Origin of the sequence: Methylobacterium sp. 4-46, from assembly GCF_000019365.1 — a bacterium.
GTDB lineage: Bacteria > Pseudomonadota > Alphaproteobacteria > Rhizobiales > Beijerinckiaceae > Methylobacterium.
This window is the reverse complement of the sequence record NC_010511.1, coordinates 7,056,182-7,072,025: the sequence shown is the minus strand read 5'-3', so window position 1 is coordinate 7,072,025 and position 15,844 is coordinate 7,056,182. Positions and strand designations below refer to the sequence as shown.

Here is a 15,844-nt window from a genome sequence, read left to right as displayed (position 1 = left end):
ATTGGAACGCATCCGACATACGGACCCGGACGGATCCGGGTCCGAGCGCTCGTGGAATCGTTCATGACGGTTCGACCATCTTGCCGGAGCGAGGACATCTCGCGTGAAGACATGACTCGCTGATTCCGATGCCGCAGCGTCGAATTTTGCTCAGGGTGCCGAGTGGATGGACATCCGCCCGCGCATGGCCGGATGGTAGCGACAATAGTACTCGATCTCTCCAGCTCGGATGAGAACGATGTGGCCAGTTCCCTCGGGCGGAATGGCCACATCCCATGTCTCGTCGCGTGCCGTTGCCGTGTGCGCAACGAAGTCGCGGCTGACCCACTCGACGGTGTCGCCCACGCGGGCAGAAACCTGCGCCGGCACGAAAGCAAGGTCCTCAACGCGGATCCTGATCGTCTCCGCTACGGCCGAGGACAACGGGCAGGTCGCCAAACCCACAAGCCACGCGAGCCGAATCTTAAGCCTCATGGCCCACCAGTTCATTTCAGCGCCTGAACGACATGCTCGGCATGCTGCTCGTGCCCTTGAAAGATCTTCAGCCCTGTACGCAGCAGATCTTTCAAGTCGGGATTGCTCGCGGCAGGTATGAGTGTGCCCTCAAGCGCGCCATTGACAGTTTTGTGGTAAGCCACCTCGTTTTCTGCATACGCCTTGTCAAACTCGGTGCCGGCGAGCTTCTTCAGCGAGGCCTCTTTTTCATCGGCCTGCTTCATCAGGGCCCGGCTGGTGTCATTGTCCTGCGGTGTAACGTTGAGCTTTTTGACCAGCCCGAGCGCCTTCTCGTTCACGGCTTTGTGGTCACGCACCATGTCCTCCGCAAAGGCGCGCACCTCCTTGTTCTTGGACTTCTGCAGGGCGAGTTCGGCAGCCTTGATGTCGATCTGTCCTGCCGTGTAGGCGATGTGGGCGATCTGGGCGTCGTTCGGCGGCGTGCCTTGCGCAGCAACCACGACCGTGCCGAGGGCCAGGGCGGCCAGAGCTGCACTTCCTCTGATGAGCATCGCGTCCCTCCATGGCTGGGCTCAGGAATTGCCCTCCTGAGCGCACTTGGATGCGGAGCGCGTGGAAAGGTTCCCGCACTTCACGTGAGGCCGAGCCGCTCCAGCACCGCGTCGGTCAAACGCGCGCAGCGGACGCCCGCGAACGGAAACGCGTCCGCCAGGACGGGCCCTATCTGCTCCTCCAGATCGCGTTTCAGCAGCAGCCGTGCGCGGTGCAGGCGGGTCCTGACCGTCTCCGGCCTGAGGCCGAGCAACTCCGCGGTATCCTCGGTGCTCAGGCCTTCCACCAAGCGTGCGATCAGCACCGTGCGGAACGCGTCGGGAAGCCGGTCGATGGCGAGCTCAAGCAGGGTGCGGATCTGCCGCTGCGCCATGAGAGCTTCCGGGTCGAGTTGACCGCCGACGTCCGGGAACGGAATGATCTGGGCGCCCGTCGTGGGCGCCGCGACGGCACTCAGATCCAGCGTCGGGCGGCGGTGCCGCAACCGGCCGAGCGCCTCGTTGATGACGATGCGGGCCAACCAAGTGCCGAGGCGCGCGTCGCCGCGGAAGCTGCTCAGGTGGGTGAAGGCGCGCGCATACGCCTCCTGCAGGACGTCCTCGGCCTCGCTGTCGTCGCGGACGATGCTGCGCGCCATCCGGTACAGGCGCCGGTTCTGCTGCTGGATGATCAGCCGGATGGCGGCGGGGTCGTGTCGGCGCGCGCGTTCGAGGAGCGTTGCCTCGTCGGCCGAGAGCTGAAGGGGAGGCTCGATCATGGCGTGACTGCCAGCTTCCGCGGGTGGGCATTCGATGGCGCCCAAGCCGACATTCGATGGCGCCCAAGCCGAAACGTTCCCGTGCCAGCGATTCATACGCCGGGGTCGGGTTCGCCGCTCGCCCCGCACGTCCAGGACACGACCGATTCCTCGCGGCCAGGGCAGCTGCGTCCGCTGACGTGCGAGCACAGCGCGGCGGCGGATGTCGGGGGACCGCGTCGACACCGAACGTCCGGACGGCCCTTGAAACCGGACGTTCCCTCCACCCGCTGCCGGGGGCCGCTTCGGGTCACGGGTTCGCGTGCACGGATCCGACTGCCGGTTCGGAGGCGGCCATGGCATCCAACCTGCCTCGGTGGCGCGGACGGAGCGCAAGGATGCGTGATCCATCGTGCGCACTCGGACGCTCCGACCGAGATCGGATCATGAGCTTCCGCCGGGCCGCCGTTTGTTCAGGCTGCCGCCCTCGTACAGGATGCGAGGATGGGGCTCGGCGAAACTGACGCCGAGGTCGAACCTGGCCGAACCTGCCTTGCGCGTGCCGCGGCTCGGATTGCTGATCTCGAAATCGATCGTCGAGCGCGCTGCGCACTTGCGTGCCGGCGCATTGCAGATCACCCGCATCGTCCCGGGACGATGCACGTACTGGCGAACAGGCCACTGCTGGATCGCGCGCCGCTTCTCTGCCATGAGCTGAGACTGCGTGTAACGCTGCCCGTAAAACATGACGGTCGGACCGTACATGTAGGGCACCCCTGCGACCGGGCCGGCTTGGTTCGACGACCAGATTTGAAGGTACCGCTCAGCGATGAAGGCGGTGCGCTCCCTCATCTCGGAGGGACTCAATGCATGCGCCTCGATCGAGAGCACGCTGATGATGGCCGCGGCGGGCCACACGCGCTTGATCCCCTTCAGCATCGATGTCCTCCGGCTGGGAGCTTCGAGCCCTGATCCGGCGGGTTCCGGGGCGTCTCACCGGCACCGAGCTCGCCGCCGAGGCTTCCTTGACCACGGAGATCAGCTCGCGCGCTGCGCTCACGCGTCAGAAGCGCTCGGCCGGTCCCATGAGCCACCCCATCACGCCACCCGTCTCCGCCGCCGAGTAGTGCCGCTTCGGTTCGGGAGCCTCGTTCTGAGCTCGACGCCGAGGTCGCTGCGACGGGGTTGGATCGTCATCCAGCTGCGCATCGGCATGCTTGGTGACGCGAACCGGGACGATGCGGCGCGCCTCTCTGACTGCGGCAAGGCTGTGCCTGTCCCCCGTCGTGTTCAGAGGCAGCCGAGCCTCTCGGTGGCGCGGTTCCCGGTCCGTCGCAACGAGCCGCCTCGCCCCGGTCTCGGCCTGCTCGGCCGGGATCCGCGGTCTCGGATCCGCAGGCGCAGCTCCGCTCGCTGTCGCGGGCCGTTCCCTCGCCGCCTGAGGTGCGATGACGGGCTTGCCCCGGGATTTCTCGGCATGGGCTTGCTGGACCCGCGGCGCGTTGCTGCTCGCAACCTCGGAGCGCGGCTCAGGCGCTCTCAGCCGCGCGGTGTTGCTGTGAGGGGCCGCCCTACCCTCTGGCCCGCCGGCCTGCGCAACGGCTGGCGGCGTCTCGTCCTGCGCGTCGGCACCGGCCGCCCGCGACGGCCCGGGTCCGCTCTGGTGACCGGAATCCTCGAGCGTGAAAGTCAGGGGCGGACGGGTTTCGCGAGGTGCTGAGGCAGCGGGGCCGTGAGACCGAACGGGATCGGACCAGGCACGGCCTTCCACGCCCCGCGGGCCCGGCCGAGCAGCGGGCTGCACACGCTGCGACGCGCTCGGTTGCCCGCCCCCTGAGAGGTTGACCACGGCGAGGGTTGCGATCACTCCGGCAGCAAACGCAGCCCCAGCCCCATAAAGCGTTCTTGCAGAGCGAGCCATCTGCACTCGACCGAAGGCATGAGGGTGATCAGTGCAAACGGCCTGCCCTGAGAGTGAGTTCCGTCCGGGCTGCGCAAGGCGCCTGGCTCCGCGCCCTGAGCGCCGTCCCACGCGCCACGCGCGTCGCCGTCGCGAAGCTGCTCGCCGGCGACCGCTTCACATCGGAGAGCGGACGCCGGCGGCTCGATCCGGGAAGGCCCGCTCGGGGTCGGGCCCGCCCGGGGTCGGGCTCGGTCATCCTCCCGCATGGCGGGCCGACGACCGAGCCGGGTCAGCCTGTCCGGCCTTGCCGGTTCGAGCTCAGGGTCAGGCTGCCTCGGTCACGAGCGCTTCGGCCACGGCGCGATCCGACGTCCGACCCCGTCCCTCCGGGGACGCGGTCTCCTCGAGCTCGCCTTGCCACTTGGCGACCGCGGCGGTGGCAAGCCCGTTGCCGAGGACGTTCGTGACAGTGCGCCCCATGTCGAGGATCTGGTCGATGCCCATGATCAGCAGGATGCCGGCGGACGGCAGGCCGAACATCGGCACGGTGGCGGCCACCACCACCAGCGAGGCGCGCGGCACCCCGGCGATGCCCTTGCTCGTCACCATCATGACGAGGAGCATCATGACCTGCTCGGTGAAGCCCAGCGGGATGCCGAAGGCCTGGGCGATGAACAGAGCGGCGAGCGCCTGATACATCATCGAGCCGTCGAGGTTGAACGAGTAGCCGAGCGGCAGCACGAAGCCGGTGACGCGGGGACGCACGCCGAACCGGGCCAGGACCTCGATGGTGCGCGGAAAGGCGGCCTCGCTGCTCGCCGTCGAGAACGCGACGATCATCGGCGCGCGCAGCAGGCGCAGCAGGTGCAGCGTGGCGCGGCCGAGCACCAGCCAGCCGGCCCCGATCAGGAGCGCCCAGAGGACCGCGAGCCCGACGTAGAAGCTCACGATGAACTTGCCGTAATCCAGGAGCACGCCGAGACCCTGGACGGTGACCACCGCCGCCATCGCCGCGAACACCGCCAGCGGCGCGAGCCGCATCACCGCGTCGGTGACCTTGAACATCACCCGCGCGAGCCCTTCGAGGAGATGCACCATCGGGTCCGCGTAGCGCCGGTCGATGGCGCTGAGGCCGAAGCCGAAGAAGATCGAGAAGACCAGGATCTGCAGCACCTCGTTGCCCGCCATCGCCGAGACGATGCTCGTCGGGAAAACGTGGGTGAGAAAGTCGCGCAGGTTGAGCGAGGCGGCCTTCAGGCCGGTCTGTGCCCCCGCATCCGGCAGCGGAAGGGCGAGGCCCGCGCCCGGCTGGAACAGGTTGGCGGCGATCAGACCGAGCGTGAGCGAGACCAGCGAGGCGGTCAGGAACCAGCCCATGGCGAGGCCGGCGACGCGGCCGACTGAGCGGGTGTCGCCGAAGCTCGCGATGCCGGCGACGATCGTGGCGAAGACGAGCGGCGCGATGATCATCTTGATCAGGCGCAGGAAGATGTCGGTCACGAGGGTGAAGTGCGCGGCGAGCGCCTTGGCCTCGTCCGGCGACGTCGCGTGCCCGTGCAGCACCGCGCCGACCGCGATGCCGAGCACGAGCCCGATGCCGGTATAGAGCGTGAGGCGGCCGGATCTCGGAGCCGCATCGACCTGAGTCATCGGGGTATCCTCCCTTGGGTATTGCCTTGGATGGTGCGTGGAGGACGCGCGGGCATCGGCCCGCGCATCGGCGTGCGGGATCCCTCCACTGGCGCGGTGGCGCGGGATCCCGGACCTCGGATGGGGCGAACCCTGGATCAGGAAGCGATCGCGGCCTGCGGGCGGGTCAGCCGCCCGGGCTGGAGCACCGCGTCGAGCTGGTCCTTCGCCATCAGGCCCTTCTCCAGGACCAGTTCGTAGACGCCGCGGCCGGTGGCGTGCGCCTCCATGGCCACCGCGGTGGCGTTGCGGTAGCCGATATAGGGGTTGAGCGCGGTGACGATGCCGATCGAGTGCTCGACGCTCAGCCGCAAGCGCTCGCGGTTGGCCGTGATGCCGCGCACGCAGTTCGCGTCGAGGGCCCGGCAGGCCGCTTCGAGATGCGCGAGGCTGCGGAACAGGCTGTAGGCGATCACCGGCTCGAAGGCGTTGAGCTGGAGCTGGCCGGCCTCGGCCGCGAAGGAGATCGTGACGTCGTTGCCGATCACCTCGAAGGCGACTTGGTTGACCACCTCCGGGATCACCGGGTTGACCTTGCCCGGCATGATCGAGGAGCCGGCTTGGCGCGCCGGCAGGTTGATCTCGTTGAAGCCCGCCCGCGGCCCCGAGGAGAGCAGGCGCAGGTCGTTGCAGGTCTTCGAGAGCTTGACGGCGACCCGCTTCAGCACGCCCGAGAGCTGCACGAAGGCGCCGCAATCCTGGGTCGCCTCGACGAGATCCTCGGCCGTGACGAGCGGGATGCCGGTGATCTCCGCGAGGCGGTCGCGCACCAAAGCCGCGTAGGCCGGATGCGCGGTAATGCCGGTGCCGATGGCGGTCGCGCCCATGTTGATCTCGTGGATCAGGAGTTCGGCCTCGCCGAGCCGCGCCTCGTCCTCGCCGAGCATCCGCGCGTAGGTGCCGAATTCCTGGCCGAGCGTCATCGGCACCGCGTCCTGGAGCTGCGTGCGGCCCATCTTGAGGATGTCGGCGAACTCCGTCGCCTTCGCCTCGAAGCTGCCGCGCAGGGACGCCATGGCGGCCACGAGGCGCCGGATCGACCCGGCCGCGGCGATCTTCAGGGCGGTCGGGTACACGTCGTTGGTGCTCTGGCCCATGTTGACGTGCTCGTTCGGGTGCAACTGCCCATAGGCGCCGCGCGCGTGGCCGAGGAGTTCCAGCGCCCGGTTGGCGATCACCTCGTTGGCGTTCATGTTGGTCGAGGTGCCGGCGCCGCCTTGGATCAGGTCGACCACGAACTGGTCGTGGAGCGCCCCGCCGCGGATCTCCTCGCAGGCCGTGACGATCGCCTCGCAGCGCGCGCGGTCGAGAAGGCCGAGCTCCTGGTTGGCGAGCGCCGCTGCCTGCTTGATCGCGGCCAGCGCGCGGATCAGGTCCGGGCAGCTCGCCAGCGTCGTGCCGGTGATCGCGAAGTTCTCGACGGCGCGGAGCGTGTGGATGCCGTAATAGGCCGCCTCCGGCACCTCGCGGTCGCCGAGAAGGTCGTGCTCGGTGCGGGTCGTGGCTCTGGACACAGCTCTCTCCTCGCGCGCGGAAGCGTTTCCAGCGCGCCGTTGCAAGCGGACGGGCAGGACGCCGCGGCGGCCCCTGGGCGGAGCAGCGCGCGGGTCTTCGGGGGATGGCGGTGGAAGCCCGCGTCGCGTGGGCGGAAGATCGCCGCGACGACTGCATTCACCGTGAGCGGCGGGATAATCCCGGACGCGCGCCGGCGCCAATGCTAAGGAGGACCAGGGTTATTCCGGTTCGGAATAGTTTGTCGCGAGCATCCCCGCCGCCTCCCAGACGGCATTGAGGAAGGGCCGGGCGCGCTCGCCGCTGCGGTAGAGCCGGATCTCCATCGGCATCTCGGGGCTGACCAGCCCGAGCGCCCCGGACGCGATCTCCGCGGCGACGAGGCTGCGGGGCAGCCATGCGACGCCGTGGCCCGCGAGCGCCATCGAGCGCAGGGCCTCGGCCATGGAGTTCTCGTTGGTGTGGACCGGATAGGTCGGGGGTGCGCCTTCCCGCGCCTGCGCGATCGTGGCGAGGCGCCCGAGGAAGGAGCCGCGGGAATATTGCAGCAGGGGCAGCCGCCCTTCCCCGTCGGGAATCAGAGCGTCCGGCGCGGCGACGGCCGCGAGGCTGTCGTGTCCCACCGTCCGGTAGGGATAGCGCGTGGGGTCGAGCGGGATCGGGATGCCCGGATGGTGGTAGGTCAGCAGGAGGTCGTAGCCGCCCTCGACCAGCGCCTGGACGCAGATGTTGAAGTTCTCCGGCAGGACCCGGCTGCCCACCGGCCCGACCGCGGCCCGGATCGCGCCGAGCCAGCCCGGCAGGAAGGACAGGCAGAGCGAGTGCAGCGCGGTGATCGTGACCACCGGGAGGCTGGAGCGCTCGCTGCGGGTGCGGAACTCGGCCCGGCTCAGAGTCAGGAGGCGCACCACCTCCTCGGCCGTCTCCAGGAACTGGCGCCCGTCGGCGGTGAGCGTGATCGGGTAGGTCGAGCGGTCGAGGAGCACCGTGCCGAGCCAGACTTCGAGGGAGCGGATGCGTCGGCTGAAGGCCGATTGGGTCACGTGCCGCTCCTCCGCGGAGCGCGAGAAGCTCCGCGTTTCGGCGAGGCTCAGGAAATCCTCGATCCACTTCACTTCCATGGCCTGCTTTCGCTCGCGAAGGATCCACGGCCACGGATCGCTGCCGCCGCGGCGTTCGATTCCAACGGCATCCTCTCATGTGTGATCCGGAATGCGGTTGATCAAAGCGGATTCCGGATCACGCGCCCGCGCGGCGCTTGAGCGAAGCCCCCATCCGCCATCCCGAAGGGATCGAGCGGATCATGAGCCCGCGCGGCGCTTGAGCGAAGCCCCCATCCGCCGTCCCGAAGGGATCGGGCGGATCATGAGCCCGCGCGGCGCTTGAGCGAAGCCCCCATCCGCCGTCCCGAAGGGATCGAGCGGATGGGGATGAGACGGCGCATTCAACGGGCCGGTGGGGTGTCCGGCGTCCGCTCGGCGCCGACCTTCGACCAAGGCCGCCGGAACGCCGGCTCGCCGCTCGACAGCGCACTTCCGCAGCCAGCGATTGCCCCCTCTTGCCCGCCGCGGCAGGATCATGTCCTTGGAAAGACGGCAAAGGTCGCGGGTGCGGCGCCTCTCGACGTTCGCAACAGGCGCGCGCGGACGTAAGTCCGGGGCCGGAATCGCCGATCGAGCGGAACCAGGGAAGAATTTCGGCATGCGGCAGGTCGTCGTCGTTCACCCCGCGCTCCCCGCGGAGCGGGACCCGCGCAGAGGCGCAGCGCGTGGAGCAAACGCCCGATGAGCGCGGTCGCGACAGTCAACCTGCCCCGACAGGCCACTCTCTCCGTCCTGATTGCTCTCAGCGTGACCCACCTGCTCAACGATATGATCCAGTCGCTGATTCCAGCGATCTATCCCATCATCAAGGATTCATATCAGCTCGATTACATCCAGATCGGGCTCATCACCCTCACGTTCCAGACCGCAGCCTCGCTTCTCCAGCCGGCCGTTGGCTTCTACACCGACAAGCACCCGATGCCGCACTCGATGATCGTCGGCATGGGGTTCAGCCTGGTGGGCCTGCTCGGCTTGGCCTTCGCGGGCAGCTACGGCCTCCTGCTGCTCGCTTCCGCGTGCGTGGGTCTCGGCTCCTCGATCTTCCATCCCGAGGCGACGCGCATGGCGCGCAACGCGTCGGGCGGACGACAAGGCTTGGCGCAGGGCATCTTCCAGGTCGGCGGTCAGACCGGCGGCGCCCTCGGCCCCCTGCTCGCGGCGTTCATCATCGTGCCGCTCGGCCAGCACAGCCTCGGTTGGTTCGCGATCGCCGCCCTGTTGGCCATGGGACTGATGCTCTGGATCGCCGGACGCTCCGCCCGGATTGCCCCCTCGCGCCCGCGGGCGGCGCAGGCCGCACACGGGACAGCCGATCAGGTCGCGGACCGCCCCCTCGCCGCGGTCGTCGTGCCATTCATGATCCTCATCATTCTCCTGTTCTCGAAGAACGCCTACGCCCAGAGCTTCTCGTCGTTCTACACGTTCTACCTGATGGGCAAGTTCGGCATCTCGATCCAGCAATCGCAGGTGATGCTGTTCCTGTTCCTCGCATCGTCGGCCGTCGGTGCGCTCGCGGGCGGCATCCTGGGTGACCGGATCGGCCGCAATCGCATCCTCTGGTTCTCGATCCTCGGTGCACTGCCGTTCACGCTGGTGCTTCCCTACGCAAGTCTCTTCTGGACGGGCGCCCTGACGATCGTCATCAACCTGATCATGTCGAGCGCGTTCGCGGCCATCTTGATCTATGCCATGGAACTCATGCCGGGCCGGATCGGGCTGGTCGGCGGCTTCTTCTACGGCTTGACCTTCGGGCTGGCCGGGCTCGCCGCCGCCATCCTGGGTGCGCTCGCGGACCGGTACGGCATCGCGACCGTCTACCAGATCTGCTCCTTCCTGCCGGCCATCGGCCTGCTCGCCTGGTTCCTTCCGCGCTTGCGGGAACCCCAGCGGTGATGGACGGGACGATCGTGCGCACGCGATCGATCCCGTGGGGCGGACAGCAAGTCCTCCGCAGCCCGCGGATCGACCACGTGCTCAGCGCGGCTCGACGCGGTCGGTGCCTGCTCCTGCGCCCTGGGCGACCGCTCTCCCATCGTCTACGAACAGGAGCACGGCCCAGAGACCCCAACCGACGCCCTGGTCAGCCAAGTCTCCTGACCGTCACGAAAACGGGGCGCTCCCACTCACAGTCAGGGATGTACGTCGCGCAAGCCTACTGGAGAGGAACCGCTCATGCCAGGGTCATGGCAAACGCGTCAGGTCGAGATGGAGGGATGGTACGCCACTCTCGCCATAGATCAGGATACAGCTGTCGAGGCGCTGAATCGCGATTATCAGCCCTACGCCCACATACTCACCAATATAAAAGGACTAGTTCTTGATATAGGGGGAGGAGCTGGTCTCGCCGGAGCATATATGGATCCGGATACTGAGTACATTGTCATCGACCCAAGTCTGAGTTGGACGACAGAGCGCTGGGCAGCGATCCGCAGGCGGCTCTCCCCTCACAGGACAGAATTCAATTTCGTGCTCGGTACCGGCGAAAACTTACCCTTTCCGTCTCAGAGTTTCGATGCGGCCTTGGCGTTTTGGAGCCTCAATCATGCATCCAACCCAGGGCAATGCATCGCAGAAATACACCGCATCCTGAAGCCCTGCGGCAGGGCTCTCCTGGTGCTGGAGGACATGGAACCCGCTTGGATCGATATCCTGCAGTTAGTACGCCAAGCATTAATGAGAAAGCTCGGTCGCCCCGTCCGCAACCCGCTCAACTGGGGATCAGCCAAGGACGTGATCTGGCGCAAACTCTCGGGTCAGCCATGGCCCCTCCAGTCCGATCATCAGAGAATCGTAGAGCGTGAGCTTGTTCACTGGCTTCATGGTCAGTTCAGAGTTGTTAATCGCAGCTGGATCGGCGGCTTTCTGAGCTACGAATTGGAGGCCTAGCCCTGGCTGTTGGGTAACGTCACGGTGCCGGGGTCGAGTCCGTTGAGCGATCGAGGCCTGTCGCAACCGCGACCGAGAGGCTGCCGGGCCGAGCGGCGGCACCGCGGCGACCGTGAGAAGCGCGGTGGCGGCGACGTCCTTCATGGTCCTCCGGCCCAGCGCCCCAACCCTGGATGCCTTGTTCGCAGGCATCGTGCCCACGCACGTTGCAATTTCGGCGGCGATCCGTAAACGGGGGTCTGGTATACCAGAGCCCTGCGCCGCCAATCGGAGCACCTGCCTGCTGAGCGGGCGCCTTCGGCGGCGGTTCGGGCCAGCGAGGGACGCACGAGGATGTTCGACACCGTCAGTCCGGAACGACAGGGTGGCAAGTCATCCGGATTTCGGTTGTTCAGGCCGATTCTGGCGGGTGCGACCCTGCGGGAGCGCCTGGTCGCCTGCCTGGGGGCGCTCGCGGGCATCACGCTCACCGGCCTGATCTGCGGCTGGTTCTTCGGGGAAGGGCCGCACATCCCGCTCATTGTCGCGCCCATGGGCGCCTCGGCGGTGCTGCTGTTCGCCGTGCCGGCGAGCCCGCTCGCCCAGCCCTGGCCGGTCATCGGGGGCAACACGATCTCGGCCTTCGTCGGCGTGCTGGCCGCCCACCTCATTCCGGATCCCGTGGTGGCGATCGGCGTCGGCGTCTCGCTGGCGATCGCCGCGATGTCGGTGACCCGGTCCCTTCACCCACCCGGGGGTGCGGCCGCCCTGACGGCGCTGATCGGCGGCCCGGCCGTCACCTCGGCGGGCTTCCTGTTCCCGCTGTTCCCGGTCTGCGTGAACTCGGTGATCCTGGTCGCGCTCGGGATCGCGTTCCACAAGATCTCAGGCCGCAACTACCCGCACGTGCCGGTCGTGGCGCCGGCCAACACGCACGGGACGGCGGATCTGCCCGCGCCCCTGCGCGTCGGCTTCAAGCCGGAGGATGTGGACGCGGCCCTGGTCGCGCTCAACGAGACGCTGGACATCGACCGCGCCGACCTCGACCGCCTCCTCCGGCAGGTCGAGCTTCACGCGCTCGTGCGCACGGAGGGCGACCTCACCTGCGCCGAGGTCATGTCGCGCGACGTGGTGACCCTGCACGCGGGCAGCAGCGCCGAGCGAGCACGGGAGCTTCTCCTCACGCACAACATCCGGACGCTGCCGGTGGTCGACGAGGATGGACGGCTGACGGGCACGGTGGGGCTGCGCGAGCTGACGCTCCACCGCGACGCGGGTATCGCGCAGGTGATGTCCGAGGCCAGGACGGCCCGGCCGGACGAGCCGATCGTCGCGCTGGCCTCCTCGCTGTCCGATGGGCGCACCCATGCGGTGGTCGTCGTGGACGAGGGACAGCGCGTCGTGGGGATCATCACCCAGACCGACCTGCTCGCGACCTTGACGCGCCTGCTCTCGGCCAAGGCGTTCAGGCTTCCCGAAGCGGTCCCGGCCTAGGGCGGCACCCGGTCACGTTGCAATCGGGTGCCGCTCTCGATCTTTGATCCTGCCGCATTGTCCGCGACGAACCGGCATCCACTTCGTCGGAAAATGCTCTAGGCGGTCGCCGCGGCCCGATCTCATCGGCCCACCCGGCGGCTCGGACGTGCGGCGCGACCGCTCGGCGGAGGACCGCTCGGCGGAGGACCGCTCGGCGGAGGACGGAGGGTCACGCGGCGCGAGCGTGGGCGTTGGCCCGGTTGTTGCCAGGACTCGGACCTTCCCGGCACCGCCACGTCGCAGGATCGCGTCGATGCAAGATGGACCGCTTCTCCTCTCCCTGCTTCACGCCGCCTTGATGGTATCGAGCATGATGCTGACGTGGCAGGTATCTCTCCTTCGCACGCCGAAATCGAAGTAGGCCGGTCTCCGCTGTCGAGCCGCTCTCGTCGAGCCCGTCAGGCCGTCTCGCGAGGTGCTCGTGATGCCGCGATCCCCGTTCTCCGCGGAGTGCCCGTCCTCCGCGGAGCGAAGGTCGCGGAGAGGAGATCCGGGCCGTCGGGATCCTGGACGGCTCGCTGCGTGACCACGGCGTGCTGACGGTCATGAGCTCGGAATTCGCCGGAGTTGCACCGGATACTCCCCTCTGAGTGCCCGCCTTCACGGCCGATGCAGACTTGAGAAGATGCCGTGTCTGCACTTAAAGTCGTGCAGCGGATCGATATGCCTTGGAAAGGATGCGGCGATGGCCCGCTTCCCGATCCCGCCGCGGGGCTCGCTGTTCCGGCAGTATTTCCTCGTCCTGTTCGCGGCCGTGGCCGTGCCGCTGCTCGCCGCCGGCGGCAGCCAGGCGTGGTTCGGCTATAGGGACCAGCGGGCGCGCCTGAACGACCTGCTCGGCGCCGAGGCCCGGACCGCGGCCGCGCGGATCGCGCACTTCATCGATGGGATCGAAAACCAGCTCGCCTGGATGGTGCAATTGCCCTGGACGGAGGCCGCCGACGAGCGGCGGCGCGTCGACGCCATGCGTCTCCTGCGCCACGCCCCCGCCGTGACGAGCTTCAGACTGATCGACGGCGCCGCGAAGGAGCGGCTCTCCGTGTCGCGGATCGGCCTCAACCGCGTCGAGAGCGGCGCCGACGCGTCGGCGGATCCAGCGGTCCTGGGGGCCCGGACCGGGCGGGCTTGGTTCGGCCCCGTCACCTATCACCGCAATTCCGAACCGTACATGACCGTGGCCGTGGCGGGGAATCGCCTCGCGGCGGGCGTCGCGGTCGCGGAGATCAATCTGAAGCTGATCCTGGACGTCGTCGCGGGAATCCGGATCGGCGAGACGGGACAAGCCATCGTGCTCGACCGGCCGGGCCGGCTCATCGCGCATCCCGACATCAGCCTCGTCCTGCGCGGCGCCGAGGATCGGACGGCCGAGAGCCTCCGGGCGCTGCGGGCGGCCATCCTCGCGCAGGACGGGCGCGCGGTCGCCGGGCCGGACCCGGCGGGGCGCGTGGTGGTGGCCGCCATGGCGCCGGTTCAGGGACCGGACTGGAGCGTGATCGTCCAGCAGCCGGTCGCCGAGGCGTTCGGGCCGATCCACGCCGCCTTCTGGCGCCTTCTCGGCCTGCTCCTGGCCGGCACCGGCTTCGCCGCCGCGCTCGCCTACTGGCTCGCCGGCCGCATGACCGGGCCGATCCGCCTCCTGGAGGAAGGCGCCGCCCGGATCGGGGCGGGCCAGTTCGGCCACCGCATCGAGATCGCGAGGGGGGACGAGCTGGGGCGGCTCGCGGCCCGCTTCAACCAGATGGCGCGCGAGGTCGCGCTCTCGCAGGAGCGCTCGGAGCGCATCAGCCGCCTCAAGCGCTTCCTCGCGCCGCAGGTCGCCGAGCTCGTGGACCGGGCCGGCGACGACGGCGTCCTCGACGGACAGCGCGTCGAGGTCGTCGTGGTCTTCGGGGACCTGCGCGGCTTCACCCCGTTCTCCGCGCGATCCGAGCCCGGCGTGATCATGGGCGTACTGGGCGAGTACCACGCGGCGGTTGGTGCGACCGTGAACCGGCACGGCGCGACGCTCGTGAGCCTCGCCGGCGACGGCGTCATGATCCTGGTGAACGCGCCCGTGGCCTGCCCCGAGCCGGCGCTGCGGGCCGCCCGCATGGTGATCGAGATGCAGGCGACGGTGCAGGCCCTGACCGCGGCCTGGCGGGCGGGCGGCCACGCGCTCGGCTTCGGGATCGGCCTGGCGATGGGACCCGCCACGGTCGGGCGGATCGGCTCCGACAGCCGGCTGGACTACACGGCCATCGGCACGGTGACGAACCTCGCCTCGCGCCTGTGCGCCTCGGCGCAGGATGGCCAGATCCTGGTCGACCGCGCGGCGGCCGAGGCGATCGGGAGCGGCGTCCCCCTCGTGTCGCTCGGGACGCGGCGCCTGAAGGGCTTCGACGAGCCGGTCGCCATCTTCGCCGTGGCGGCCGGACGGGACGCCAAGGCCGAGCCAGCGCCGGACGCGGCGTGATGCCCGGCGCTCGGCGAGGAGCGAGCGGATGAGACGACGCGACCTTCTCATCGGGCCGGTCGGCGCCCTGCTCGGCGGCGCGACGGCCCGCGCGGTGCGGGCGCAGGCGCCGGCGCTGCCGGTGCTCGGGTATCTCGGCGCCGAGACGCCCGAGCGCGTTGCCAGCCGGCTCGAGGCCTTTCGCACGGGGCTCGCCGACGCCGGGTTCGTCGAGGGCCGCGACGTCGCGATCGCCTACCGCTGGGCGGACGGGCGCTACGAGCAGCTGCCCGCGCTCGCCAAGGAGCTGGCGGGCAGCGGGATCGCGGTCCTGGTCGCCCCCGGGGGTGCGCCCGTGGTGCTCGCGGCGCGCGCGGCGACGGGGACGATCCCGATCGTCTTCGAGATGGGCGGCGATCCGGTCGTCCTCGGCGTGGTGGACGATCTCGCGCGGCCCCGCGGCAATCTCACGGGCGTGTCGAGCCTGAGTGTCGAGGTCTCGAACAAGCGGCTCGAGCTCATGAAGGAGCTGTTTCCGACGGCCGCCGCCCTCGCCATCGCATTCAACCCGACCAGTCCCACGGCCGGCTCGCAGCTGGCCGGCCTGCGGGCTGCGGCCGGCAGCCTCGGCCTGCAGCTCCATATGCTGGAGGCCAGCCGCGAGGACGGGTTCGAGGACCTGTTTACGGCGCCGCGCCGGCTCGGGGCGGCCGGTCTCGTCTTCACCTCCGACCCCTTCTTCGCCTATCGCAGCGCGCGCCTGGCGATGCTCGCCAACCGCCACGGCCTTCCCGCGATCACCCAGTCCCGCGACTTCCCCATGGCCGGCGGGCTGATGAGCTACGGGGGCGACTTCACGCAAACGCACCGCCAGGCCGGCGCCTATGCGGGGCGCCTGCTCCGAGGCGAGAAGCCCCGTGACCTGCCGGTGCAGCTCGTCACGAAGCTTGAGCTGTTCGCCAACGTGAGGGCGGCCGCGCGCCTCGGCGTGACCTTGCCGCCCTCGATCCTGAGCAGCGCCGACGTGGTGATCGAGTAGGGATCCGACCTCCGCGGGGTCG

General features: G+C 69.0%; 12 protein-coding genes. 5 read left to right on the top strand and 7 right to left on the bottom strand.

Going from position 1 to position 15,844, the window contains the following annotated elements:
* Positions 1–150 precede the first annotated feature (150 nt).
* The 7 genes from M446_RS31145 to M446_RS31110 all read right to left on the bottom strand — a co-directional run bounded on the left by M446_RS31145 (position 151) and on the right by M446_RS31110 (position 7,969).
* On the bottom strand, positions 151–474 hold the full coding sequence (locus M446_RS31145; RefSeq protein ID WP_012336072.1) for a cupredoxin domain-containing protein: 324 nt from the start codon (positions 472–474) through the stop codon (positions 151–153).
* Positions 475–485: 11 nt separating this feature from the next.
* A complete protein-coding gene (locus M446_RS31140; protein ID WP_012336071.1) occupies positions 486–1,007 on the bottom strand; it encodes a DUF4142 domain-containing protein in 522 nt (173 codons plus the stop codon).
* 80 nt (positions 1,008–1,087) lie between these two features.
* The gene (locus tag M446_RS31135; RefSeq protein WP_012336070.1) at positions 1,088–1,765 is read right to left on the bottom strand and encodes an RNA polymerase sigma factor; all 678 of its coding nucleotides are present in this window, start codon (positions 1,763–1,765) and stop codon (positions 1,088–1,090) included.
* A 423-nt stretch (positions 1,766–2,188) separates the two neighbouring features.
* Positions 2,189–2,683 (bottom strand): hypothetical protein, encoded by a 495-nt coding sequence (locus tag M446_RS31130; protein WP_012336069.1) that lies wholly within the window; start codon positions 2,681–2,683, stop codon positions 2,189–2,191.
* Positions 2,684–3,971: 1,288 nt separating this feature from the next.
* Entirely contained in the window at positions 3,972–5,297 is a 1,326-nt protein-coding gene (locus M446_RS31120; protein ID WP_012336068.1) for a dicarboxylate/amino acid:cation symporter, read from the bottom strand.
* 137 nt (positions 5,298–5,434) lie between these two features.
* Positions 5,435–6,850 carry an aspartate ammonia-lyase gene (gene aspA / locus M446_RS31115; protein ID WP_012336067.1) on the bottom strand — a complete coding sequence of 472 codons (1,416 nt, stop codon included), beginning with the start codon at positions 6,848–6,850 and terminating at the stop codon, positions 5,435–5,437.
* A gap of 219 nt (positions 6,851–7,069) precedes the next feature.
* Entirely contained in the window at positions 7,070–7,969 is a 900-nt protein-coding gene (locus tag M446_RS31110; protein WP_012336066.1) for a LysR family transcriptional regulator, read from the bottom strand.
* A gap of 663 nt (positions 7,970–8,632) precedes the next feature.
* Here M446_RS31110 and M446_RS31105 point away from each other — a divergent pair.
* From M446_RS31105 to M446_RS31090, 5 genes are all read left to right on the top strand, one after another.
* Positions 8,633–9,844, top strand: a complete 1,212-nt coding sequence (locus tag M446_RS31105) for an MFS transporter (RefSeq protein ID WP_012336065.1) — start codon at positions 8,633–8,635, stop codon at positions 9,842–9,844.
* Between the two features lie 279 nt (positions 9,845–10,123).
* Entirely contained in the window at positions 10,124–10,837 is a 714-nt protein-coding gene (locus M446_RS36125) for a class I SAM-dependent methyltransferase (RefSeq protein WP_012336064.1), read from the top strand.
* Positions 10,838–11,170: 333 nt separating this feature from the next.
* Entirely contained in the window at positions 11,171–12,310 is a 1,140-nt protein-coding gene (locus M446_RS31100) for an HPP family protein (protein ID WP_050777530.1), read from the top strand.
* Positions 12,311–13,037: 727 nt separating this feature from the next.
* The gene (locus M446_RS31095; RefSeq protein ID WP_012336061.1) at positions 13,038–14,804 is read left to right on the top strand and encodes a HAMP domain-containing protein; all 1,767 of its coding nucleotides are present in this window, start codon (positions 13,038–13,040) and stop codon (positions 14,802–14,804) included.
* A gap of 28 nt (positions 14,805–14,832) precedes the next feature.
* The gene (locus M446_RS31090; protein WP_012336060.1) at positions 14,833–15,822 is read left to right on the top strand and encodes an ABC transporter substrate-binding protein; all 990 of its coding nucleotides are present in this window, start codon (positions 14,833–14,835) and stop codon (positions 15,820–15,822) included.
* The last annotated feature ends 22 nt before the right edge of the window (positions 15,823–15,844 follow it).

Bases quoted from the DNA above. Each gene is read 5' to 3' on its own strand.
- M446_RS31120 (WP_012336068.1), bottom strand. From the start codon at position 5,297: ATGACTCAGGTCGATGCGGCTCCGAGATCCGGCCGCCTCACGCTCTAT.
- M446_RS36125 (WP_012336064.1), top strand. From the start codon at position 10,124: ATGCCAGGGTCATGGCAAACGCGTCAGGTCGAGATGGAGGGATGGTAC.
- M446_RS31135 (WP_012336070.1), bottom strand. From the start codon at position 1,765: ATGATCGAGCCTCCCCTTCAGCTCTCGGCCGACGAGGCAACGCTCCTC.
- M446_RS31100 (WP_050777530.1), top strand. From the start codon at position 11,171: ATGTTCGACACCGTCAGTCCGGAACGACAGGGTGGCAAGTCATCCGGA.
- M446_RS31145 (WP_012336072.1), bottom strand. From the start codon at position 474: ATGAGGCTTAAGATTCGGCTCGCGTGGCTTGTGGGTTTGGCGACCTGC.
- M446_RS31095 (WP_012336061.1), top strand. From the start codon at position 13,038: ATGGCCCGCTTCCCGATCCCGCCGCGGGGCTCGCTGTTCCGGCAGTAT.
- M446_RS31110 (WP_012336066.1), bottom strand. From the start codon at position 7,969: ATGGAAGTGAAGTGGATCGAGGATTTCCTGAGCCTCGCCGAAACGCGG.
- M446_RS31140 (WP_012336071.1), bottom strand. From the start codon at position 1,007: ATGCTCATCAGAGGAAGTGCAGCTCTGGCCGCCCTGGCCCTCGGCACG.
- M446_RS31130 (WP_012336069.1), bottom strand. From the start codon at position 2,683: ATGCTGAAGGGGATCAAGCGCGTGTGGCCCGCCGCGGCCATCATCAGC.
- M446_RS31090 (WP_012336060.1), top strand. From the start codon at position 14,833: ATGAGACGACGCGACCTTCTCATCGGGCCGGTCGGCGCCCTGCTCGGC.
- M446_RS31105 (WP_012336065.1), top strand. From the start codon at position 8,633: ATGAGCGCGGTCGCGACAGTCAACCTGCCCCGACAGGCCACTCTCTCC.